Below are 22129 nucleotides of genomic sequence, written 5' to 3'. Positions count from 1 at the left end.
CGGATTGCGCGTGGACAGGCGAATTTACTTCGATCATGGCGCCTGCGCTGCGGAAAAACCTGTGGAATACTTGTGGAAACACCGGAGGTCTTCGTGCGCAAAACCAAGATTGTGGTCACGATGGGACCGGCCCTGGCGGAGAGTGGACGACTGCGCGGGGCGCTCGAAGTCGCCGACGCGGTCCGTCTCAACGCGAGCCACGGCGACCTGGCGGGGCGCCTGGAGGCGCTGGCCGAAATCCGGCGGATCTCGGGCGAGATCGGGCGGCGCGTGCCGGTCCTGCTGGATCTCCAGGGGCCCAAGTGGCGCGTGGGCGCCATGGCGGCCCCCGTGGAGCTGGCGGTGGGCACCATCGGCGCCTTCCACCCCGAAGGGGAGGGGCCGGGCACCGGCCCCGGAGGCGCGGCCTGGGCGGTTCCGCTGCCCCATCCCGAGCTGTTCCTGGGCGCCAAGGCCGGCCAGCGCTGGATCCTGGACGACGGCAACCTCGAAGTGGAGGTGACCGAGGTGCGGCCCCGGCTCGTGGTGGCCCGGGTCAAGGTGGGCGGGCTTCTCAAGCCCCGGAAGGGCGTCCATCCCATCGGGCTGGACGTGGCCTTCGATCCCCTGACTCCCAAGGATCTGGTGGACATCCGCTGGGGCGTGGACAACGGCGTCGACCTGTTCGCCCAGAGCTTCGTCCGGCGCGCCGGGGACGTGCGGGCCCTGGAGGCCGTCATCAAGGGCATGGGCGGCGCCCAGCCCATCATCGCCAAGATCGAGCACCCCGCGGCCCTGGACAACCTGCACGAGATCCTCGACGTGTCCTGGGGCGTGATGGTGGCCCGGGGCGACCTGGGCGTGGAGCTGGGGGTGGAGCGCGTCCCCAACCTGCAGAAGCACATCATCGCCTCGGCGCGCCACGCCCTCAAGCCCGTGATCACCGCCACCCAGATGCTGGAGAGCATGATCGAGAATCCCCAGCCCACGAGGGCCGAGGCCTCGGACGTGGCCAACGCCATCTGGGACGGCACGGACGCCGTGATGCTGAGCGCCGAGAGCGCCGTCGGGAAGTTCCCCGTGGACGCCATCCAGTGGCTGGCGCGCATCGCCGAGGACGCCGACGCCCACTTCCGGCCCCGCCTGGGCCGGACGGAGGACGCCCTCGCGCAGCGCCTTTCCTCGCGCACCGACGTGGCCGTGGCGTTCGCCGCGTGCCGCACCGCCCAGGAGATCGCCGCCAGCTTCATCGTGGTCTTCACCGAGGGCGGCGGCAGCGCCCGCATGGTGAGCCGGCTCGCGGGGGACGTCCCCGTGGTGGGCGTCACCATGGACCTGGGCAACGCCCGGCGCATGGGCGTCATGCGCGGCGTGCAGTCCCTCCTGCTGCCCAAGGCCCAGTCCGCCGACGACGCCATGGCCACCGTGGAGAAGGAGCTGCTGAAGTCCTTCGGCGCCGCCCGCGGGGAGAAGGTGGTCTTCACGCTCGGGCTGCCCCTCTACCAGGAGGGCTCCACCAATTCGCTCAAGGTCATCGAGCTGTGAAGGGCCTCCTGGGGTTCTTCGGCATGAGCCTCGGGGGCGCCCTGGGGTGGTGGCTGGGCGGACTCCACGGCATCACCCTGGCCGTCCTGGTCAGCTCCGTGGGCAGCGGCCTGGGCCTCTACTACACGCGCAAGCTCGCCGAACGGTACCTCGAGTGATCAGCGCCGGACTTCCAGTCCGTCCAGGAGCCTGAAGGCCTCCGCCTCGGTGACCCGCTCCACCAGGAGCCATTCGCCAGCGCCGGCGTCCGCCCACAGGCTGCCGGAGCCGAACCAGCCCCGCCTGCCGCCCCTGCCCTGGAGCAGGCGCACCGGGATCGCGGGGCCCGGCCGGGGCGCCGCCGTCACCCGGTGGCGGCCGTCCAGTGCCAGGCGCCCGCCCCGCCAGGTCCAGGAGGCCCCCTCCGCCCGCAGGGCGAGGCCCTGGCCGAAGGCGGTGTCGCCCTGCACCCGCACCGCGTCCGCCCAGGGGGCCTCGGGAACCCAGGTGCCGTCCTGGAAGGTCGAGGCCGCGTTCTCCCATCCCACCGCGCCCAGGTCGGCCAGGTCGGTGGTGCCGAGCTTGAGGCGGAAGGCCGAGGCCGGGACCATGTCGAAGGTGGGGTCCACCGGGAACCACCGCGCACCGATGCGGGCCTCCACCCAGAAATGCAGCCCCATGCCGTCGCCCATGGCCACCCACCCCACCACGCCCCGGGCCGGCACGCCCAGGCGGCGCAGGAGCGCCACTTCCAGGACGCCATGCTCGGTGCAGTCGCCGCGGGGATTGCGGGCCACCTCCTGGGCGGATGCGAAGCCCACGGTGTAGTCCTTGTCCCGGATCCAGTCGTAGACGAAGGCGGTCACCCGCTTGACCAGCTCGGCGCGGGTGGCGCCGGGGGGCGGATCCAGGCGCTTCAGGAGGCCGTCGAAGACGGGATCCCCGAACTGCGCCAGCGGGGTCGCGGCGAGGAAGGGCCGGTCCTCTTCCGCAGGGGCGCCCTTCACGGGCGGTTCGGCCAGTTCCGCCCCCGTCAGGGGCGCGGCGCGGGACAGGAGGAAGCGGTTGCCCCCCTGGGGCCGCTGCTGGGCGTCCGCGGGGAGGTCCAGGGTCCCCTTGCCCTCCCAGCGCACCGCCACCTCCCGCACCCACGGGAGGAACGGGTGGGGGGGAAGCGCCTTGAGGGTGGGCTCGAAGAAGGCCTTGTCCCCCTTGGTGGCGGGCTGGGCGGGCAGATCCTCCCGCTGGGAGACCATGACGATGCCGGCGAAGGATCCCACCGACTTGAGGTCGCCCTCCTGGGGGGAGATCCACATTTCCATGTCCTGGGCCATCGGCCCCTCGGAGGCCTTGCCCCGGAACCTCACGGCCCCGGGGTACCCCGGCAGGGGATCGGGTCCCACCGGCTCCAGGTCCAGGGCGGAGGGCTGCTGGGTGGAGACGTTGAAGCTCTTCACGTGGATGGGGCGCCGGTCCGCGGCCGCGGCCTTCAGGAGGTCGTCCACGTCCCCGGGCCAGAGGACGGTGCCCGGCGGCAGGTCCACGGTGCGGGAGGGGAGGTTCCGGTAGGCCAGCTGGAGCTTCCCGGGCGCCGCGGGGGACCAGGAGGCCTGGCCCTCCAGGGGCTCCTGGGAGAGGGAGACCCGGAAGGTGAACGTGATGGAACCGTCGGGACGCTTCAGGGCGGTCTCGGAGAGGTCCTGGACGATGGGCACGCCCATGCGCTCCAGCCGCGTCCACTCCCGGGACTCGATGCGGACCCCCTCGGGGCCGCGGGTGAGCTTGCGCACCGAGCCGCCGGCCTCCTGGCCCGCGATCCACTCCCGGAACGTGTGCGTCTCGGTGGAAGGCGGGGCCGCCAGGAGGGCGGCTGCCAGGGTCAGGGCGAGGATCGGTCGGAAGGGGACGGCCATGGGGTGCTCCGTCCCCACGATAACCTACCTCGGGGCGCCGCCGGGGTGGCGCATCCGCATGCCTTCCATCCTCCCCAGGAGCCTGGCGGCCTTCTCGCGCTGCTCGGGGGTGAGGAGCGCGCGGATCTCCATGCGCTGGGCCCGGTGCTCCAGCAGCAGGTCTAGGTTGGCGTCGGCCTGGGCGCGGTGGAGGGGCCTGAGGTCCTCGGGCTTGGCCTCGGGGTTCTTCATGGCTTCGGAGAAGGCCTTGTGGGCGGTCTCGGCCTTGGCGCGCAGGGCCTCGAGGGCGGGCCGGTGCTTTGCCCTGATCTCCTTGACGGAGGCCTTCTGGGCTTCGGTGAGGCGCAGGGCGCGGTCGAAGCGCTCCTCCAGCCTGGGCAGGCGGTCCCCCATGCGGGGACGGGGGGCGGGCGCGTCCTGGGCCAGGGCCGGCGCCAGGCAGATTCCCAGGGCGAACGCAGCGGTTGCGAGTGTTCTCATGGCCTGCTCCTGATGGGTGTGGGATTTCCTTCCACAGCATATGGGACTCCCGGGGCGCCGGGAGGGTTTAATGGAGAGGATGATCCGCACCCATTCCGCCATCGTCCTGCGTCCCACCCCCTTCGAGGAGGGGGGGCTGGTGGTGTCGTTCCTCACCGAGCACGGGGAACGGCTGGTGGGCCTGGCCCGGGGGGCGAAAAAGCCCACCACCAAGTGGGTCTCGAGCTTCGAGCCCCTGGGGCTGGTGAAGGTGAGCTTCTTCGGCAAGGAACACGCCGAGCTCAAGCGGGTCACGCGGTGCGAGCTGGTGCATTCGCCCATGACCCTGGGGCATCTGGAGTCCAGCCTGGTGGTGGCCTGCCTGGCGGACGTCTTCGACCGGGTGGCCCGGGAGGGCGTGGAGGACGACCGCCTCTTCCGGCTCCTGTCGGCCTGCGCGAGGTCCCTGAAGGACGTTCCGTCCCGGTCCATGGCCGTCCTCGCCTACGCGGAGCACTGGATGCTCCACCTCATGGGCCTGCTGCCCCACCCCCGGCTCTGCGGCCGCTGCGGAAACGGGGAGGCCCCCCTGGTGCTCTTCACCCAGGACCACGGCTGGTGCTGCGCGGCCTGCACGCCCGTGGACCGGCGGGAGGCCCTGCCTCCGGGCGCCCGGGAGCACCTGAAGCTCCTGCGCACCCTGCCCGCCGCCGAGGCCCCCGACCCCGAAGGCACCGAAGCCGCCCGGGCCGTAACCTGGATCCTCCGGGACCGCCTGCGGCGGGAGCTGGGCGGCCTGAAGAGCTACGAGGTGCTGGAGAAGCTCATCGTGTAGCATTCCCTGGGTCCACAGGGAAAGGCAGTTGACATTTTCCCCTTACTGGATAAATTACCCCTGTTCGGTTTCCGTTTGCAGAAGGCGGAGAAGTCTTAACGTGCAGGTTCGGACCTGCGAGTTGAAGGCGCAGCTAGGCCACTCCAGGTAATGGTATGGCGGGCTGCGCTTTTCCCATTTCCCTTCTTTCAAGGTGCCCCATGCTCCGGTGGAATACGTTAAGCATCCGAAAGAAACTCACCATCAGCAATTTCTTCCAGACGGCGGTCGTCACGGTGGTCCTGGTGGCGGTGGCCGCCATTCTCTTGAACGACCTGGGACGGAAGGACCTGCACCTCAAGGGCGCAACCCTGGCGGCCCTCTCGGCGGAGGCCTCCAAGGCCGCTGTGCAGTTCTCCGATGTCAGCCTTCTGGAAACGCAGTTCGACCAGCTGCTGGCCTCCGACAAGGACCTGAGCCTGGCGGCGATCCTGGTGAAGGACCCTTCCACGGGGGCGATCACCGTGATGGCGCAGAAGAAGGACGCCTCCTCGGCCGATGTGGACGTCCTGGCCTTCACTCGGGAACTGGCCAGCCGTCCCCCCGAAGGGAAGGGGGAACAGCGGCTCTTCTCCGCCCTCGGACGCGAAGGGCTGGCCGTGCCGGTGGAGGACGCCAACAAGAAGGCGTTCATGGTGATCGGCCTTCACCAGGCGAGGGTTCGCGCCCAGATCTTATCGGGCATCGGCCTGATGTCCCTGGTGGCAGCTTTGATCCTGGGCCTGGGCTTCCTGGGGGCGCGGTCCGTGGCAAGCGCGCTGATCCATCCCCTGGAGGTCTTCCAGGACCGGATGAAGGACATCTCCAGCGGGGGCGGCGACCTTACCGCCCGCCTCGAGGTGACAGGGGATGACGAACTTGCCCATCTGGCCACCCACTTCAACCAGTTCGTGGGCCACATCCAGGCCCTGGTCCTGGAGGCCATGAGCGTTTCCGCCAGCATCGCCTCGGGGACCATGGAGATCGCAGCTGGAATGAGCCAGATGGCCGACGCCGCCGACGCCATCGCCCGCAGCGCCGAGGAACAGAAGGGCAGCGTCGCCCAGACCAACGGGAGCGTCAGCGCCATCAACAATTCGTTGCGCCTGAGCACCCAGCAGGTGGATGGCGCTCTGCAAGGCTTTGACAACGCCCAATCGGCCGCCGCCAAGGGGGAATCCTGCCTGGAGGCCTCCGTGCGGGGCATGCGCGCCATCAACGAGAATGCGGTACAGATCGGCAACATTCTTACGGTCATCACGGAGATTGCCAACCAGACGAACCTCCTTTCCCTGAACGCGGCCATCGAGGCCGCCAAGGCTGGCGAGCACGGCCGCGGATTCGCCGTGGTGGCCGAAGAAGTCCGGAAGCTGGCCGAACGCAGCGCCCAGGCCGCCAAGGAAATCGCCACCCTGATCACTACCAGCGAGAAGGCCATCGAGGAAGGTACCACCACGGTGAATGCGGCGAACCTGGCTCTTCGGGACATCCGGGCGGCCATTCAGGAGAGCGACGGCCACATGCGGGCCGTAGGCACGGAGAGCCGCACCCAGAGCCAGGACACCGCCCGGATTGTGGAGGCCGTTGGGGCTCTCGCCGGCATTGCCGAGGGCAACGCCGGCGCCACCGAGCAGATGGCCGCCACCATTCGTGAAACGACGAGGACAGTCAATGACCTTGCCCATCTCGCCGAAAAACTGAATACCCTCGTCTCCCGGTTCCGGGGCTGAACCGGGACGTTTCCACCCCTTTGCCAAGGAGGCAAACCATGCGCTCGTTCCTCATCCCTATCGCCCTGGTGGCCCTGTCGCTGCCGGGCTTCGCCCAGACCGCCACCCGGGAGGACGCCAAGGCCCTCGTCAAGGAGGCCGTCGCCTACCTGACCAAGAACGGGCGCGAGAAGTTCATCAACGAAGTGCAGTCGCCCAAGGGCGCCTTCCACTTCCAGGCGGGCCAGAAGAAGGACCTGTACATCTTCGTGTACGACGAGAAGGGCGTGGTGGTGGCCCACGGCGTGCGCCTGGACCTCGTGGGCAAGAACCGCTGGGATTCCAAGGATCCCGACGGCAAGCCCTGGATCCAGGACTGGACCAAGCTCGTGCAGGCCAAGGGCAGCGGCTGGATCGAGTACAAGGAGCTGAACCCCTCGGCCGGCAACAAGGTCATGCACAAGGCCTCCTTCGTCGAGCTGAAGGACAAGATGATCATCGGCTGCGGAATCTACCAGTAGGCCGCACACTTCCGTGACATCCGGCCCATCGGTGACACGATCGTGGCCGAACGAGGCCCCCGGCATCACGGTCCTGTAACATTCCCGGACGCGCCTTGACGAACGAACGGCCGTAACCGATACCTTGGCAACACGATCTTTGGATATGACGAAGCGGCGCGGAACCCCAGGGTCCGCGCCGCTTTCCCGTACCCGGAGACCCCCAGCCCAAGGAGGTACCATGTCCGCCCGCGACCGTTGCCCTCGGCCTGCCGAGATCCTGCCTCCCACCCTGCTGTTCAACGCCGTGCACCAGGCGGCGCCCCCCACGGACCGCCTGGCGAGCCTGATGCTCGCCTGCGGCGTCTACGCGGCCCTGGGCGCGGCGGTGCTGGGCGGGGCCCGGCACCTGGCCACCCGCGGCCCCATCTCCACCCTTCCGCCCGTGGTCATCTTCGACCCCGAACCCCCCACGGTCCTGCCCTCGGTCAAGGTGGACCCGCCCCCCTCCGGCGGCCCGGTGCCCGCGGGATTCAGGGCCGTCCAGCCGCCCCTGGACACCAACACCCTCCCCGACTATACGCCGGCGTCCCTCCCCACCACCAACCGGTCCGGGGAGATCGCGGGCGACCCCAACGCACCCGTGGGCCCCCGGGTCGTGGGCCTCCCCCCGGGCCCCGCCCCCACCCCCCAGGCCGCGCCCCGCGCCGCCCAGGTGGTGGAGCTGGAAACCCAGGCCATCCGGGTCCTGCACCAGGTCCCCCCCGTGTATCCGGCCCTGGCCCGCCTGGTGAGGGTGCAGGGGCCCGTGGAGCTGCGCATGACCATCGACACCTCCGGCGCCCCCACGGACATCCAGGTCATCTCCGGCCCCCACCCCCTGCTGGTGAACGAGGCGGTGCGGGTGGCCCGGCTCTGGCGCTTCCAGCCCGCCCTGCTGGACGGGACCCCCGTGGCGGCCACGTTCCGCCTGACCGTGGCATTCCGGCTGGAAAGATGAGGTAGGCTGTTCCTTTGGAGCAAGCCCTTGATCGCCCTTTCCGACGTCAGCAAGCAGTATGGCAAGCAGATCCTGTTCATCGATGCGTCCTTCCAGCTGAACCCCGGCGAGAAGGCCGGGCTGGTGGGGCCCAACGGCGCCGGCAAGTCCACCCTCTTCCGCATGATCCTGGGGGAGGAGAACCCCGACGACGGCGTGGTGAGCGTTCCCAAGAAGCTCTCCATCGGCTACTTCCGGCAGGAGGTGGACGAGATGTCCGGGCGTTCCGTCCTCGACGAGGCCATCGCCGGGAGCGGGCGCCTGGGGGATCTGCACCACGAGCTCACGGACCTGGAACACGCCATGGGCGACCCGGACCGCGCGGACGAGCTTGAGGCGATCATCGACCGCTTCGGCCACGTGCAGGAGGAATACCAGCACCTGGGCGGCTACGAGCTGGAGACCCGGGCCCGCACCACCCTGGAGGGCCTGGGCTTCGAGCCCGCGCAGATCGACGGGGACGTGGGGGCGCTGTCGGGCGGCTGGAAGATGCGCGTGTCCATGGCCAAGGTGCTCCTGGGGCGCTTCGACGTGCTCCTGCTGGACGAGCCCACCAACCACCTGGACATCGAATCCATCCTCTGGCTGGAGGGCTACCTCAAGTCGGTGTCGGCCACCCTGCTCATGACCTCCCACGACAAGGACTTCATGAACCGCATCGTCACCAAGGTCATCGAGATCGACGGCGGCGACATCGTCACCTATTCCGGGGACTACGACTTCTACGTCAAGGAGCGGGAGACCCGGGAGACCAACCAGGAGGCGGCCTACGCCCGCCAGCAGGCCAAGCTGGCCAAGGAGCAGCGCTTCATCGAGCGCTTCTCCACCCACGCCGCCAAGGCCGCCCAGGTGCAGAGCCGGGTCAAGGCCCTGGACAAGATCGAGCGCATCGAGCTGCCCAAGCGCCGCAAGGTGGTGAAGTGGGACTTCCGCCTGCCCATGCGCAGCGGCGAGGACGTGGCCATGCTCGAAGGCGTCTGCAAGGGGTACGGAGCCAAGAAGATCTACAACGACTTCGACTTCCACGTGCGCCGGGGCGAGAGGTGGTGCGTCATGGGCAAGAACGGCGCCGGCAAGTCCACCCTCCTCAAGATGGTGGCCGGCGCCCTGGAGCCGGACGCCGGTTCGGTGCGCCTGGGCGCCAGCCTGCGCCTGGGCTACTTCGCCCAGCAGTCCCTGGACCTGCTGGACCCGGAGCTGACGGTCATCGAACAGCTCATGCAGGACTTCCCCATGGAGGGCCTCGGCGTCCTGCGCAACATCCTGGGCGCCTTCCAGTTCAGCGGCGACGACGTGGACAAGCGCATCCGGAACCTGTCCGGCGGGGAGAAGTCCCGGCTGGTCATGGCCCGCATGCTCTTCAACCCGCCCAATTTCCTGGTGCTGGACGAGCCCACCAACCACCTGGACCTGGCCACCAAGGAGATGCTCATCGAGGCCCTGAAGGACTTCGAGGGCACCATGCTCTTCGTGTCCCACGACCGCACCTTCCTGCGCGGCCTGGCGAACCGGGTGCTGGAACTCGGCGGCGAGGAGCACGCGGGACCCCTGAAGTACCCCGGCACCTACCAGGAGTACGTCGCAAGCACCGGCCGCGAGGCCCCCGGCGTGCACAGCTGATGACGGCCCGCGCGCTGACCCTGCCCGCCCCCTTCGTCACGGAGGGCGGGGCGGTGCTGGCGGGAGCGGAGGTGGCCTACGAGGATTACGGCAATCCCCTGGGCCCGGTGATCCTGCTGGGCCACGGCGGCCTCTCGTCCCAGCGGGCCACGGACTGGTGGGGCGGCCTCATCGGGCCCGGGAGGCCCTTCGACACGGACCGGTACCGCATCCTCAGCCCCAACGCCCTGGGCGGCATGTACGGCAGCTGCAGTCCCCTGTCCATCGACCCCGCCACCGGCCGGAACTACGGCCCCACCTTCCCGGCCATCACCCTGGTGGACCAGGTGCGCTTCCAGGCGGCCTTCCTGGACGCCCTGGGCGTCGGCCGGCTGGCCTGCGTCGCGGGCCCGTCCATGGGTTCCCTTCACGCCCTGACCTTCGCCGCAACCTACCCCCACCGGGTGGACCGGGCCGTGGCCGTGGCCACCGCCGCCCGCATGACCGCGTCGGGCATGGCCATGCACCACTTCATGATGAACACCTTCCGCGCCGATCCCGGCTTCAAGGAGGGCTGGTATCCCCCCGGCACCCCCCTGGCCGCCGCCCGCATCATCTGGCAGGTCATGAAGCTCTACTACACCAGCGAGCAGCTGTTCCGGGAAACCTGCACCCAGCCCCACGCCCCCGGCGCCCAGTCCCGCCGCTCCGCCCGGGCCCAGGCCTTCCTCACCGCCCGCCAGGAGGCCGGCAGCGCCCCCTACGACGCCAACTGCTTCATCGCGTCCCTGAACGCGATCAACAGCTACGATCTGGGGGAGGGATTCGCGTCCCTGGAGGAGGGCGTGAGGCGCATCCAGTGCCCGGTCCTGCTGGTGAGCGTGGACACCGACAACGAATTCCCCCCGCGTGAAGCCGGGGAACTGGCCGCGATCCTGAACGCCGCGCGGCCGGGGCAGGCCACGACAGCCCTCATCACGTCCATGTGGGGCCACCTGGGCTGCGTCCAGGAACCCGAACAGCTGGGATCCATCCTGGAAGCCTGGCTGCAGGAATAGCTTTTTGACCCTTTTTTTGGTTCTTCACGGATTTCCGGGGAAGGCCGCACGGATCTTGAGGAAGAAGTAGGCCTCATCCCGGTACCCATAGGCGATCCGCTTCAGGACCTTGATCTTGTTGTTGATCCCCTCCAGGATGCTGGTGTTCAGGTGCCACCGGCAGTGCGAGAGGATGTCCTCGATCCGCTTGGCCAGGTTTTTCGCAAAACGTACCAAAGGCGGCAGGCCGCTTGAGGTGGCCATGGCCAGCCAGTTCTCCCAGGCCTTCCGGGCCCAGCCCTCTCGCTTAAAGCCCCACAGGGCCTTAAGGGCGTCCTTCATGACGTAGGCCGTCATGAGGGCTTGGTTCGCCTCCAGGAGCGCGTTGAGCCTGGTCTTGCTCTCCCGGTTGGGCAGGTTCTCCCAGTTGCCCAGCAGGAGCCACTTGGCCCCCTTGATGAGTTCCCGGGCGGCCTTGTCGTCCCGGCACCGATTGGCCTCGTTGACCCGGATTCGGTCGAGCACCTGCTTTCCGAAATTGGCCAGGACATGGAACTGGTCCAGGACGATCTCGGCATTGGGGCAGTGTTGGCGGACTTCCGCTTCGAAAGTGGGGGACATGTCCATGGCCACCGCCGCGATCTTGCGGCACCGCCGCTTGCCGAGCCATTCGAAGAAGGGCCTGATATCCGCCTTGCCCCGGCCTTTGCCCACCCAAAGCACTTGGCGGGTTTCGGTATCGGCGAACACCGTGGCGTAGCTCTGCCCCTTATGGAGGGCGAACTCGTCCATCATGAGCAGCCGGACCTTGCCTGGTCTGGCTGGCTCCAGCGTGCGCTCCAGATAGGCCTTGTCGATGTCCTTCACTGTGCCCCAGTGGAGGCCATAACGCTCGGCAGCCCGCTTGATGGGCATGACCTTGCACATGCGGGCCACACTCTCGGCCATGCGGTTGGTGACCCGTGCATAGGGTTCCAGCCAGTCCAGGGCCTCCAGCTTGGGTCCGCAGGCAGGGCAGGCCACCCGGGCACGCCAGACCACCAACACGGTATCCGCGTCGAACACGGGCAGGTCCCGGATCTCTCGCTGGGACCAGTCGTGCACCGCTGAAACCTTGCGCTGGCAGCCGCTGCAGGTCCGAGGGTGGACACCGAAGCCGAGCAACTCGATCCAGACCTGGGCGCGGGTACCCTTCTCCCCCGGTTCGAACCTTTCCACGGTTCCGACGCGATGCCCTTTCCATCCGCCCAAACGGGCAATAAGCTCCTTGGTAGGCAGCAGCGGCCTCCTCTCATCCTGGTTTCTCGACAACTCCAAGATGCCTGAAGTCCACTGCTGCCGACCTGTTACCCGATGAATCCGGCAATCTCGATCGAAGGGCCTATCGCCGAGGCGCCGAGGAGCCGAGGATCGCCGAGGAATAAAAAGAAGATCTTTTCTCGGCGAACCTCGGCCCCTCGGCGCCTCGGCGATAAGCTTTTCGTTTCAACTTACCTGGATGACGGGCTCAGAACGGCCCCTATCGACCGGACCCGGCCTCCTCGTCAGCACCAAGCTAAAGTGAGTGTGGGTCGGCGCCACCCCTCAAATCCGTGAAGAACCCTTTTTTTGCCTCTGCTAAAGGATCTCCACGGACAGGATCTTCGTTCCCAGTTCCAGGCCGTCAAGGATCGGCAGGGCGGTGGCGGGATCCTCCACCTCGCCCACCCGGGTGTACCTCCCCGTCAGGTGCGGCGCGGCGTTGGTGGTGATGAAGAACTGGCTGCCGCCGGTGTCCTTGCCGCTCAGGGCCATGCCCACGCTGCCGGGGCCGTACCAGGCCAGGCTGTCCTCGCAGCGGACGGTGTAGCCGGGGCCGCCGTCCATGGTGTCCACGGGGCTGCCCATCTGCACCACGAAGTCCGGGACGACGCGCGGGACGAGGCGGTCGTTGAAGAAGCCCCGCCGGGCCAGGAGCACGAGGTTGGCCACGTTGATGGGGGCGTTGACGGGGTCGAGGGCCAGGACGACGCGGCGGCCGCGCTCGAAGGTGATGCGCATGCGCACGGGCTTGCCGGAGCGGGCCAGGCGCAGGGCCTCGTCGCGGATGAGGTCCTCCAGGAAGGGGGTCTTCGGGGCGGCGGGCCAGGGGGTGGAGGGGTCCACCTTGGCCAGGAGGGTGTAGGCGTCGAGGCGGGCCGTCCAGCAGGGGTGTTCCAGGAACCGCGCCAGCAGGGCACGGCGCTGGGGTTCGGGCAGTTTCCAGCGTTCCAGGGCGGGCAGCAGGGCCTGGACGGCATCGTACATGGGCACGGTCCAGAGGCGCTGGACCAGGGCCTCCAGGTTGCCGGGGGCCCGGGGCAGGTCCTCCAGGGCGGCGGCCAGGGCCAACGGATCGGTGGAGCTGAGCAGGACGGAATCGTAGCGGTCCGCATCCTGGGGCGCGTGCTTGCGCAGGGCCTGCAGGTACCAGCTGGACAGGGGGCCGCCGTAGTTGCGGAATGCGTTCCGTTTCAGTTCGGTCAGGGCGTCGGGCTCGAGGGCGGGCAGCTTCCCGAAGTATTCCAGGGCGGCCATGCGCACCTGGATGCGGTCGGAGCCGAGGGCCTTCACGGCCAGGGCGCTGGCGGCGGGGTCGGGCGTGGCGGGGAGGCCCTCCAGGAGCCGCTGGGCGGGGCCGGGGCCGGACGTGGAGGCCAGGGCCCCGGTGAGGAGGTTGAGGTGCTCCTGGGCCCGTTTGTCCCAGGGCCCGCGATTCCATGCGTCCAGGTAGGCGAGGTGGAAGGGGTCGTTCATGCGCGCCTCGCCCTTCTCCTTCCCGGCGAGCACCAGGCGGAGGTGGGCCGCGCCGCCCCGGACGGGGTCGGTCTTGCCGGCCTTGAACAGCGCCTCCATGAAGGCGATCACCGGGGGATGGACCACGGCGCCGTTGAGGATCGCCGTGGCCAGGGGCCCTTCCAGGTGGAGGTGGGCGGGCCAGGTGGCGGCGTCCGCGGCCGTGAGGCTCTCCAGGGCGCTGAGGGCCTTGGGGGACTTCAGGCGGTTGAGGAAGTGCAGGGCCGTGAAGCGGTCCTGGGGCGTGACGGCCTCCAGGGCCCTGGCTTCCCAGACGGGCGCGGTGGGGTTGGCGAGCCACGGGGGCAGCAGGGCGGGGGCGCCCGGGGCGCCGATGCGCTTCAGGGTCAGCTCCAGGCGGGCGCGGTCGGCGGGGGGCAGCGCAGCCATCACCTCGGGGGCGAGCACCGGGGGCTTCCGGTCCCACTCGGCCTTCACCGCGTCCACGGGCGTGAAGGCGGCCTGGATCGCCGGGGGCGCGGCCTGGCTGGAGAGGGTGGCCACCAGGGCGAGGAAGGAGCTGCGGGCGTGCGGGAAAGGCATGAATTGATCCTTGGAGTAGGACTTATCTTACGCGAGGATGAAGGCCGGAGGCTGACTTGAACGACGTTGCGCCCATGGGGGCCCACTGGGTGCGTTTCCCGCGCTTCTTCGGGGACGCGATGATGATCCACGGCGCCATCGCCCGGCTGCGGGCGGCGGGCCTGCCGCTGGTGGCCTGGGGCCCCGGCTGGATCGTCGATCTCTTCGCCGGGAGTCCCGACTACGTCGCGGCCGTGCCGGATCCCGAGCGCAAGTACAGTCCCCTCAAGGCCGCGCAGCTCCTGCGTGCCCACCGCCCGGCTTCGCTCATCAACTTCCCCAAGAGCAGCCGCCCCGCGGTGGCGGGCCTGCTGGCCCGCGTCCCCCTGCGCCTGGGCTGCGGGGACCGGGGCGCCTCCCTCTTCTACACGCACAGCATCGCCTTCTACAAGCAGGACACGCCCTTCGTGGAACGCTACCAGGCCGTGGTGGCCCAGGCCTTCCCCCAGCTCCCCGAACCGGCGTCCTTCCTGCCCTTCCGGCCCCGGGCCGAAGCCCTGGCCGAGGCGGCCGAGCGCAAGGCGTCCCTGGGGCTGGAGGCTTACGTGGTGCTGGCCCCGGGCGCCAACTGCGCCTGCAAGCGCCTGTCGGTGGATTCCTTCGCGGCCCTGGGAACCCGGCTGGTGGCCGCGGGGATCACGCCCGTGATCCTGGGCGCGGGCCCGGTGGACCTGGCGCTGGCCGGGCAGATCGTCGAGCGGGTCCCCGGGTCCGTGGACCTCACGAACCAGGGCGGGCTCGCCCTCTCCGCCGCGTGGATCGCGGGGGCCAAGGCCCTGGTGGGCATGGACTCGGGCCTCGCCCACATCGCCGCGGGCTGCGGGACCCCGACGCTCGCCATCTTCGGACCCACGCGCCCCCGCCACTCCGCGCCCTGGGGCCCCCGGGTGCGCACCGCGCGCAAGGAGGGCCTCCCCTGCCTGGAATGCATGGGCGTCATCTGCACGGTGGAAGGGAATCCCTGCATGACGGCCCTGGCCGACGACTACCTCTGGGACGAGCTGCAGGCCGTTTTGCCTTGAATCCTCGCGGGTTTTGGAGCATCCTTCCGGGGAAAAGCATGCTCGAGGGGTGCCGATGTCGCAGCGCGAGGTGTTCCTGGCAGCCCAGCGAACCATCGCGTTGGTGCTTGCGGGAGGCCGCGGCAAGCGGCTCCTGGACCTGACCCGCAGCCTCTCCAAGCCGGCCCTGGCCTTCGGCGGGAAGTACCGCATCATCGACTTCACCATGAGCAACTGCGTGAACTCCAACATCCGCAAGATCCTGGTGGTCACCCAGTACAACTCCCACAGCCTCCTGGAGCACCTGCAGTTCGGCTGGACCTTCCTGAACGGCAAGTTCAACGAGTTCATCCACGTGCTGCCCGCGCAGCAGAGCCTGGAGAGCGACGCCTGGTACAGCGGCACCGCCGACGCGGTGCACCAGAACGTCGAGACCCTTGCCGCCCGCCGGCCCGAGAACGTCCTGGTGCTGGCGGGCGACCACATCTACAAGATGGACTACCGCCGGTTCCTGGAGGACCACCTGGAGAAGGACGCGGACCTGACCATCGCCTGCCTGGAGGTGCCGCTGGCGGACGCCCGGGAGTTCGGGGTCGCCCAGACGGACGCCACCGGCCGCATCGTGTCCTGGGTGGAGAAGCCCCTGGAGCCCACGCCCGTGCCGGGCCGGGCGGACCTCGCCTTCGCCAGCATGGGGATCTACCTGTTCAAGGCCGACTTCCTATACGAGCAACTGGCCCGGGATGCGGCAGATCCGGCCTCCTCCCACGACTTCGGCAAGGACGTCATCCCCTACCTGGTGCCCCGGGCGCGGGTGTTCGCCCACCGCTTCGAACGCAGCCACATCCGCAACATGGACAAGCCGCCCTACTGGCGGGACGTGGGCACGGTGGACGCCTACTGGGAGGCCAACATGGACCTCACCAACGTGGATCCCGAGCTGAACCTCTACGACTACGACTGGCCCATCTTCACCCACCAGGAACAGCTTCCGGCGGCCAAGTTCGTGCACAGCGGCCCCCACCGCAACGGCGTGGCCATCAGCAGCCTCGTGTCGGCGGGGTGCATCATCTCCGGAGCCACGGTGCACCGTTCCCTGCTCTCCAGCAAGGTGCGGGTCCATTCCCACGCCTACCTCCACGAGGCGGTGGTGCTCCCCGGGGCCGACATCGGCGAGCACGCCCGGCTGCACCGGGTCGTGGTGGACCGGGACTGCCGGGTTCCCGAGGGGCTGGTGGCGGGGGAGGACGCGGCGGCGGACGCTGCTCGCTTCCATCGCACGCCGGGAGGTGTAACCCTGATATCCCAGCGGATGTTGGACAACCTGCAGGACGGCCGATGAAGATTCTCCACGCAGCCACGGAACTGTTCCCCTACGTGAAGGTGGGAGGCCTCGGCGACGTCATGGCCGCCCTCCCGGGCGCCCAGCGGGCCCTGGGTGCCGACGCCCGCCTGCTGCTTCCGGGGTTCGGGGCCTTCCTGAACCAGATCCGGGACCTGGAACCCGCGGGCGGCTTCCCGGACCTCATGGGGCAGGGGGAGGCGCGCCTGCTGCGGGGCACCACCGCCGACGGCGTGCCCGTTTACCTGCTGGACCATCCGGGCCTCTACGACCGCGCGGGCGGACCCTACGCGGAGTACGGCGACAGCCACCTGCGCTTCGCCGCCTTCGCCTGGGCGGCCTCCCAGCTGGGCCGGAACGGCGACTGGGCCGGCTGGCGCCCCGACATCCTCCAGGCCCACGACTGGCAGACCGCCCTCATCCCCGCCTACTACGCCCAGGACCCGGGCCGCGTCCCCCTCACCGTCATGACCATCCACAACCTGTCCTACCAGGGGATCTATCCCGCCGCCCTCCTGCCCGAGCTGTGGCTGGGGCCCAGCATCTTCCACCCCGAAGGGGCCGAATTCTACGGCAAGCTCAACTTCCTGAAGGCGGGCCTGGCCTTCGCGGACCGCATCACCACCGTCAGCCCCACCTACGCCAAGGAGATCCAGCAGCCCGAGGCGGGCAGCGGCCTGGACGGCCTCCTCGCCAACCGCAGGCGGGACCTCGCCGGCATCCTCAACGGCGTGGACAACGCCATCTGGAACCCCGCCACCAGCCCCCACCTGGAGCACCACTTCGACGCCCGCCACCTCTCCGGCAAGAAGCTCAACAAGAACCTCCTGCAGCAGGAGACAGGCCTGGACGAGTCCCCCGGCGACCCGCTCTTCGGCGTGGTGAGCCGCCTGGCCGAGCAGAAGGGCCTGGACCTGGTGCTGGAGAACGTGGCCTACCTGCTCCAGCTCAACGCCCAGCTGGTCATCCTGGGCACCGGCGACCCCGTCCTGGAGCAGGGTTTCGCGGCCGCCGCCAAGGCCCACCCCGGCCGCGTGGCGTGCGTGCTCAGCTACGACGAGGGCATGGCCCACCGCATCCTGGCCGGAAGCGACGTGATGCTCGTGCCCAGCCGCCAGGAACCCTGCGGCCTCACCCAGCTCTACGCCTTGCGCTACGGCACGCTCCCCCTGGTGCGCCGCGCCGGGGGCCTGGCGGACACCGTGGTGGACACCAACGCCCAGTCCCTGGTGGATTCCACCGCCACGGGGTTCGTGTTCAAGGAGGCAAGCAGCTGGATCCTAGGGGAGACGATCGGCAGGGCCTGCAGGCTGTACCGGGAGGATCCCCGCACGTGGGCCAGGATCCAGAAGCACGCCATGGCGCAGAATTTCAGCTGGAAGGCGTGCGCTAAGGATTATCTGGAGCTGTATGAAGGGATGAGGCGGAAGGCGAGGGGGGAATAGGATTTCCTCATCCCGTGTGGAACCGCCTCGGGCCCCCAATGCCCTTTATTTCGGCGGTCAGCTGCTCGTCCTCCTAGCTCACTTTTCCCAGCGGGCGAACCACCCGCTGGGGGCGGGTTTGTGCCAAATCATAGGCCGCCTGAAGATTCAGCCAAAATTCAGGGGTAGTGCTCAATGCCTTGCTGAGAAGCCATGCCGTATCCGGCGTAACCCCGCGCTTTCCACGAACGAGTTCATTCACCCGCTGGGTGGGTACACCAATTGGGCTGCAAGATGAACCTGGGTAATATCCAGTCAAGCCGCATCCCTGCTTGTTCTGGTAAACGGTGAGGTTTGCCCTTTCCCCAGGACCCGGAACCGGCGGTGGTCGGAGACGCGTTGTCCTTCGTGGGCCAGGTCGCTCACCTCGAATCGTTCCGAAGCGGTGTCGTAGCTGGGCGCCACGCAGCAGAGGCGGTCGTGCCGGGACCAGCCGTGTTGTGGTAGTTCGGGGAGAACCTCAGGAAGCCGGCTGCAGCGGCCGCGCGAAGACCCCGAAGTTGTTCCCGTTGGACCGCTGCTGGGGCTCCCCGCCGGCGTTGCTGCTGGAGCCCATGGCCACGCCGCTGGGGTGGTTCACCAGCCTGGGATGGCCGTCCACGTCCCGCACCAGCGCGGTGGAGCCGCCGCCGTCCAGGTTCAGGCCGTCGGTGGCGCCGAAGCGGACCAGCCAGTCCACCACCTCCTCCATGGTGGCGCCGACGCTGTAGCCTTCCTGGCGGCCGTCGATGACCAGGAGGATCAGGTGGCGGCCGTCGCGGGTGAGGCCCACGGCGGTGCGGGGGTGGGTGGCCTTGTTGAACTTGGTTTCGGAGATCGTGCGGACGCCGTTCGCCAGCACCACCTCGGACCCCGCCACGGCGGTCCAGAGGCCGCCGGGGGTGAAGCCGGGGCCGGTCTTCAGGATGGCGGCGAAGTTGTCCCGGGTGGCCACGAGGGCGGAGGCGCCGATGCCCTTGGGCACGGCGGGGGAGACCACCTCCCCGCGGGCCATGGCCAGGCCCAGGAGGTCCTTGTCGCCGGGGGTGCAGCAGGGGTCGTAGAAGTTGGCGTTGATGGCCACCTGGAGGCGGTGGTGGGCCAGGAATTCGCTCGTGGTCTCGCTTATGGTCTCGATGGGTCCGGCGTGGGGGGTCGTGAAGAGCTCGATGCCGGGTGCCCGCAGGTCCACCCGCACGGCGAAGACCTTCTGGCGGCGGGGTTCGGGGGCGTCGCCGGTGGCGATCTCCACGCCCTGGTAGGCGGGGACCCAGGGGCCCGCCTTGAGCTGGGCCCGCAGGGGGGCGATGGCGACGAGACAGGCAACGGCCCAGAGGGCCCCGCGGATTCTCATGGGGGGTCTCCCGGTCAGAACGTGAGGCTCAATCCTACGGTCAGGGTCGAGACGGTCAGCTTGTCGAAGGCCACCTGGGCGGGGGTGGTGTAGCCCAGGGCCTTCAGGTCCAGCTTGCGGGTCTGGGCCTTCATGGTGGTCGACTGGTAGCGGGCCTCCAGGGCCACGGAACGGGTGATCTGGAAGCCGAGGCCGGCGCAGTAGTAGGGGACGAAGTTGTTGGCGTCGTAGTTGCTCTTGACCGGGCCGGCGGCGGCGCTGGTCAGGTCGAAGGTGCCGGTGCGGTTGGCCGAAACGTAGGCGACGCCCAGGCCGGCCAGCACGTAGAGCCGCGCGGGAAGGCTGCGGACGTATTCGGCCCCGTAGGTGAAGGCGTAGGTCTCGTTGGTGGTGTTGGCGGGGTAGGTGGCCTGGGCCCAGCCGGGCACCGTGAGCGTCTCGGGGGTGGTGCTGCTGCCCTTGAAGGTGAAGTACCCGAAGCGCATGCGCACCGAGTCCTGGCCGCCCAGGCTGTAGGTGTCGGTGACGTCCAGGGCGGCGCCGACGCTGGAGCCCACCCACTGCTTGGCGCCCCCGGAGGGCTGGGCCATGCCGATCTGCGCGCCCCAGGTGCCGCTTTCGGCGTGGAGGGCGCCGCAGGCCAGGAGGGCCGCGGCGGTGCTGACGATGGCGCGCAGGGAGGTGCCCATGAACGGATTCCTTTTGGCTGTATGGCGAAGGCCCATGGATGCAGTGTAAGGCATCCCGCCCCGGGAAGCCACGCCGCCGCCCGCCCCAGGGGGGGCGGGGACGGATGGTGAATTCAAGTTCAGGGGGTGGGCATCTGGCAGGAGGAGGCCACGGCGGCGGGCAGGTAGCAGTTCCGCACGTAGTCCATGACCATGCGGTCGGCGTTGAAGCGCCAGGCCAGGGTGCGCATGGAGCGCTGGATGGCGTGGATCCATTGGCGGGGCACGCCGTTGGCGTCCTGCCGGTAGTACATGGGCACCACCTTCTCCTCCAGGAGCCGGAAGAGGGCGTCGGCGTCGCGCCGGTCCTGCACCTCGGTGGACTCGTGGATCTCGCCGTTGCCGATGGCGAAGCCGTTCTCGCCGTCGTAGGCCTCGGCCCACCACCCGTCCAGCACGGAGATGTGGAGGCCGCCGTTCATGACCACCTTCATGCCGCTGGTGCCGCAGGCCTCCAGGGGCCTGCGGGGGTTGTTGAGCCAGGCGTCCACGCCCTGGTAGAGGTTGCGTCCGATGTGGATGTTGTAGTTCTCCACGAACAGGATGCGGTTGCGGAAGCGCGGGTCGGCGGTGAGCTGGCCCACCTTCTGGATCAGCGCCTTGCCGGGGCCGTCGGCGGGGTGGGCCCGGCCGGCGAAGATGAGGTTCACGGGGCGCTGGGGGTTGTTCACCAGGGCGTCGAGGCGGTCCAGGTCCGTGAAGAGCAGGTCGGGGCGCTTGTAGGGCACGAAGCGCCGCGCGAAGCCGATGGTGAGGGCGTCGGGCTCCAGCGGGGTGGGCTCGAGGGGCGGCAGGCCCTGGCGGGCGCGCATCGCGGTCTGGCGCTCGCGCACGAGCTTGAGCATGCGGCCCTTGAGGACCTTCTTGATCTCCCAAATCTCGGCGGGGTCGATGGCGGCGATCTTCGTCCACAGGTCGGGGCGCACGATGCCTTCCATCCAGTTGACGCCCAGGTGGGTGGTCATGAGGGTGTTGAGCTCGGAGGAGAGCCAGCTGGGCACGTGCACGCCGTTGGTGATGTGCCCGATGGGCACGTCGTGCTCGCTGCGGGTGGGCCAGAGGTGCTGCCACATGGAACGGGCCACCTTGCCGTGCAGGGCCGAGACGCCGTTGGCGCGCCGGCAGTGCTTCAGGGCGAGGACGGTGGGGAGGAAGGCGGACCCCAGGTCGCCGGGGTTGGTGCGGCCCAGGCCCAGCACGTCGTGCAGGGGGAGCCGGAGGCCCTCGGCCAGGGCGCGCAGGTGCTCCTCGGCGAGGTCGGCGGGGAACTTGTCGTGGCCGGCCTCGACCGGCGTGTGGGTGGTGAACACCGTGCCCGACGCCGCCTCGGCGATGGCGGCCCAGGGCTCCATGTCGTCCTGCTGGACCCGGTGGCGGGCCCATTCCAGGATGGCGAAGGCCGAGTGGCCCTCGTTGAGGTGGATGACGCTGGGGGTGATTCCGAGAGCCCGCAGGGCCCGCGACCCGCCCACGCCCAGGAGGAGCTCCTGCTGGATGCGCATGCGGTTGTCGCCGCCGTAGAGGTTGGCGGCCAGGGCCTTGTCCTCCTCGCTGTTGGCGTCGTCCCGGGTGTCGAGCAGGATGAGGCGGATGCGCCCCACGTGGCACTCCAGGACCTTGGCCCACACCAGGCGCCCGGGGAGTTCCACGCTCACGCGCGCGGGCTTGCCGTCGGCGCCGATGGCCGGGTACACGGGCAGGTCCTCGAGCTCGAAGGGTTCGCTCACGTCCTGCTGCCAGAAGGTGCCGTCCAGCATCTGGGTGGTGTAGCCGCGGTGGTACATGAGGCCCACGCCCACCAGGGGCACGCCCAGGTTGCTGGCGCCCTTGAGGTGGTCGCCGGCGAGGATGCCCAGGCCGCCCGAGTAGATGGGCAGGGACTCGTGGATGCCGAACTCGGCGCAGAAGTAGGCCACGGGGCGGGACTGGAGGCTGCCGGCGTGGATCATGCCCCAGGTGGTCAGGGGGTTCAGGTACTCGTTGAGCTGGCGAAGGGCGCGGTCCGTGCGGGTGGCGATGTCCACCTGGTCGGCGCGCTTCTCCAGCAGCTCGGGGGTGATCTCCTTGATCACCCGCACGGGGTTGCGGTGGGCCTTGTGGTAGATGTCCAGGTCCAGGTCCCGGAAGATGGCGCGCACTTCCGGGCGCCAGGTCCACCAGAGGTTGCGGGTCAGCTTCTGGAGCTTCTGTTGGAGCGTATCCATGTATTCAAGCCTTTCTGGGGGGGGCGGGT

At 69.2% G+C, this 22129-nt stretch carries 19 protein-coding genes; 11 read left to right on the top strand and 8 right to left on the bottom strand.

What is annotated here, in order from left to right:
• Nucleotides 1–93: 93 nt before the first annotated feature.
• Nucleotides 94–1524, top strand: coding sequence for a pyruvate kinase (pyk, locus tag RAH40_RS06405; RefSeq protein WP_306601259.1), 1431 nt, complete (start codon nucleotides 94–96; stop codon nucleotides 1522–1524).
• Nucleotides 1521–1682, top strand: coding sequence for a hypothetical protein (locus RAH40_RS06400; RefSeq protein ID WP_306601258.1), 162 nt, complete (start codon nucleotides 1521–1523; stop codon nucleotides 1680–1682). Before pyk ends, RAH40_RS06400 begins: the two co-directional genes overlap by 4 nt.
• Here the strand turns inward: RAH40_RS06400 and RAH40_RS06395 are convergent, their stop codons facing one another.
• Together RAH40_RS06395 and RAH40_RS06390 are read right to left on the bottom strand one after the other, a co-directional pair.
• Nucleotides 1683–3416: a transglutaminase-like domain-containing protein gene (locus RAH40_RS06395; RefSeq protein WP_306601257.1), complete on the bottom strand. Its 1734-nt coding sequence runs from the start codon at nucleotides 3414–3416 to the stop codon at nucleotides 1683–1685.
• 24 nt (nucleotides 3417–3440) lie between these two features.
• Nucleotides 3441–3896: a Spy/CpxP family protein refolding chaperone gene (locus RAH40_RS06390; protein ID WP_306601256.1), complete on the bottom strand. Its 456-nt coding sequence runs from the start codon at nucleotides 3894–3896 to the stop codon at nucleotides 3441–3443.
• A 70-nt stretch (nucleotides 3897–3966) separates the two neighbouring features.
• Here RAH40_RS06390 and recO point away from each other — a divergent pair, with 70 nt between their 5' ends.
• The 6 genes from recO to RAH40_RS06360 all read left to right on the top strand — a co-directional run bounded on the left by recO (nucleotide 3967) and on the right by RAH40_RS06360 (nucleotide 10633).
• Nucleotides 3967–4710 carry a DNA repair protein RecO gene (gene recO, locus RAH40_RS06385; protein ID WP_306601255.1) on the top strand — a complete coding sequence of 248 codons (744 nt, stop codon included), beginning with the start codon at nucleotides 3967–3969 and terminating at the stop codon, nucleotides 4708–4710.
• A 200-nt stretch (nucleotides 4711–4910) separates the two neighbouring features.
• Entirely contained in the window at nucleotides 4911–6458 is a 1548-nt protein-coding gene (locus RAH40_RS06380) for a methyl-accepting chemotaxis protein (RefSeq protein WP_306601254.1), read from the top strand.
• 38 nt (nucleotides 6459–6496) lie between these two features.
• The gene (locus tag RAH40_RS06375; RefSeq protein ID WP_306601253.1) at nucleotides 6497–6958 is read left to right on the top strand and encodes a cache domain-containing protein; all 462 of its coding nucleotides are present in this window, start codon (nucleotides 6497–6499) and stop codon (nucleotides 6956–6958) included.
• 220 nt (nucleotides 6959–7178) lie between these two features.
• Complete coding sequence (locus tag RAH40_RS06370; RefSeq protein ID WP_306601252.1) at nucleotides 7179–7937, top strand: energy transducer TonB; 759 nt, start codon at nucleotides 7179–7181, stop codon at nucleotides 7935–7937.
• Between the two features lie 27 nt (nucleotides 7938–7964).
• Nucleotides 7965–9596: an ABC-F family ATP-binding cassette domain-containing protein gene (locus tag RAH40_RS06365; protein ID WP_306601251.1), complete on the top strand. Its 1632-nt coding sequence runs from the start codon at nucleotides 7965–7967 to the stop codon at nucleotides 9594–9596.
• On the top strand, nucleotides 9596–10633 hold the full coding sequence (locus RAH40_RS06360) for an alpha/beta fold hydrolase (RefSeq protein ID WP_306601250.1): 1038 nt from the start codon (nucleotides 9596–9598) through the stop codon (nucleotides 10631–10633). The genes RAH40_RS06365 and RAH40_RS06360 overlap by 1 nt, the downstream gene beginning before the upstream one ends.
• 24 nt (nucleotides 10634–10657) lie before the next feature.
• Here the strand turns inward: RAH40_RS06360 and RAH40_RS06355 are convergent, their stop codons facing one another.
• Together RAH40_RS06355 and RAH40_RS06350 are read right to left on the bottom strand one after the other, a co-directional pair.
• On the bottom strand, nucleotides 10658–11830 hold the full coding sequence (locus tag RAH40_RS06355) for an ISL3 family transposase (RefSeq protein ID WP_306601249.1): 1173 nt from the start codon (nucleotides 11828–11830) through the stop codon (nucleotides 10658–10660).
• Between the two features lie 399 nt (nucleotides 11831–12229).
• Nucleotides 12230–13969, bottom strand: coding sequence for a peptidylprolyl isomerase (locus RAH40_RS06350; protein ID WP_306601248.1), 1740 nt, complete (start codon nucleotides 13967–13969; stop codon nucleotides 12230–12232).
• A gap of 56 nt (nucleotides 13970–14025) precedes the next feature.
• On the opposite strand from RAH40_RS06350, the gene RAH40_RS06345 reads away from it, so the two are divergent.
• From RAH40_RS06345 to glgA, 3 genes are read left to right on the top strand one after another with little or no spacing between them, the layout of a single operon-like run.
• On the top strand, nucleotides 14026–15030 hold the full coding sequence (locus RAH40_RS06345) for a glycosyltransferase family 9 protein (protein ID WP_306601247.1): 1005 nt from the start codon (nucleotides 14026–14028) through the stop codon (nucleotides 15028–15030).
• A gap of 55 nt (nucleotides 15031–15085) precedes the next feature.
• Nucleotides 15086–16351, top strand: coding sequence for a glucose-1-phosphate adenylyltransferase (gene glgC / locus RAH40_RS06340; RefSeq protein WP_306601246.1), 1266 nt, complete (start codon nucleotides 15086–15088; stop codon nucleotides 16349–16351).
• On the top strand, nucleotides 16348–17796 hold the full coding sequence (gene glgA / locus RAH40_RS06335; protein ID WP_306601245.1) for a glycogen synthase GlgA: 1449 nt from the start codon (nucleotides 16348–16350) through the stop codon (nucleotides 17794–17796). Before glgC ends, glgA begins: the two co-directional genes overlap by 4 nt.
• Before the next feature lie 73 nt (nucleotides 17797–17869).
• Here glgA and RAH40_RS23040 read toward each other — a convergent pair whose 3' ends face one another.
• The 4 genes from RAH40_RS23040 to glgP all read right to left on the bottom strand — a co-directional run bounded on the left by RAH40_RS23040 (nucleotide 17870) and on the right by glgP (nucleotide 22100).
• A complete protein-coding gene (locus RAH40_RS23040) occupies nucleotides 17870–18037 on the bottom strand; it encodes a HigA family addiction module antitoxin (RefSeq protein WP_373432547.1) in 168 nt (55 codons plus the stop codon).
• A gap of 258 nt (nucleotides 18038–18295) precedes the next feature.
• Entirely contained in the window at nucleotides 18296–19168 is an 873-nt protein-coding gene (locus tag RAH40_RS06330; RefSeq protein WP_306601244.1) for a phosphodiester glycosidase family protein, read from the bottom strand.
• Between the two features lie 14 nt (nucleotides 19169–19182).
• Nucleotides 19183–19857 carry an outer membrane beta-barrel protein gene (locus tag RAH40_RS06325; protein ID WP_306601243.1) on the bottom strand — a complete coding sequence of 225 codons (675 nt, stop codon included), beginning with the start codon at nucleotides 19855–19857 and terminating at the stop codon, nucleotides 19183–19185.
• A 119-nt stretch (nucleotides 19858–19976) separates the two neighbouring features.
• Nucleotides 19977–22100: an alpha-glucan family phosphorylase gene (gene glgP, locus RAH40_RS06320; protein WP_306601242.1), complete on the bottom strand. Its 2124-nt coding sequence runs from the start codon at nucleotides 22098–22100 to the stop codon at nucleotides 19977–19979.
• Nucleotides 22101–22129 lie beyond the last annotated feature (29 nt).

The organism is Geothrix sp. 21YS21S-2 (assembly GCF_030846775.1).
Lineage (GTDB): Bacteria > Acidobacteriota > Holophagae > Holophagales > Holophagaceae > Mesoterricola.
This window is presented reverse-complemented; position numbering and strand designations above follow the sequence as displayed.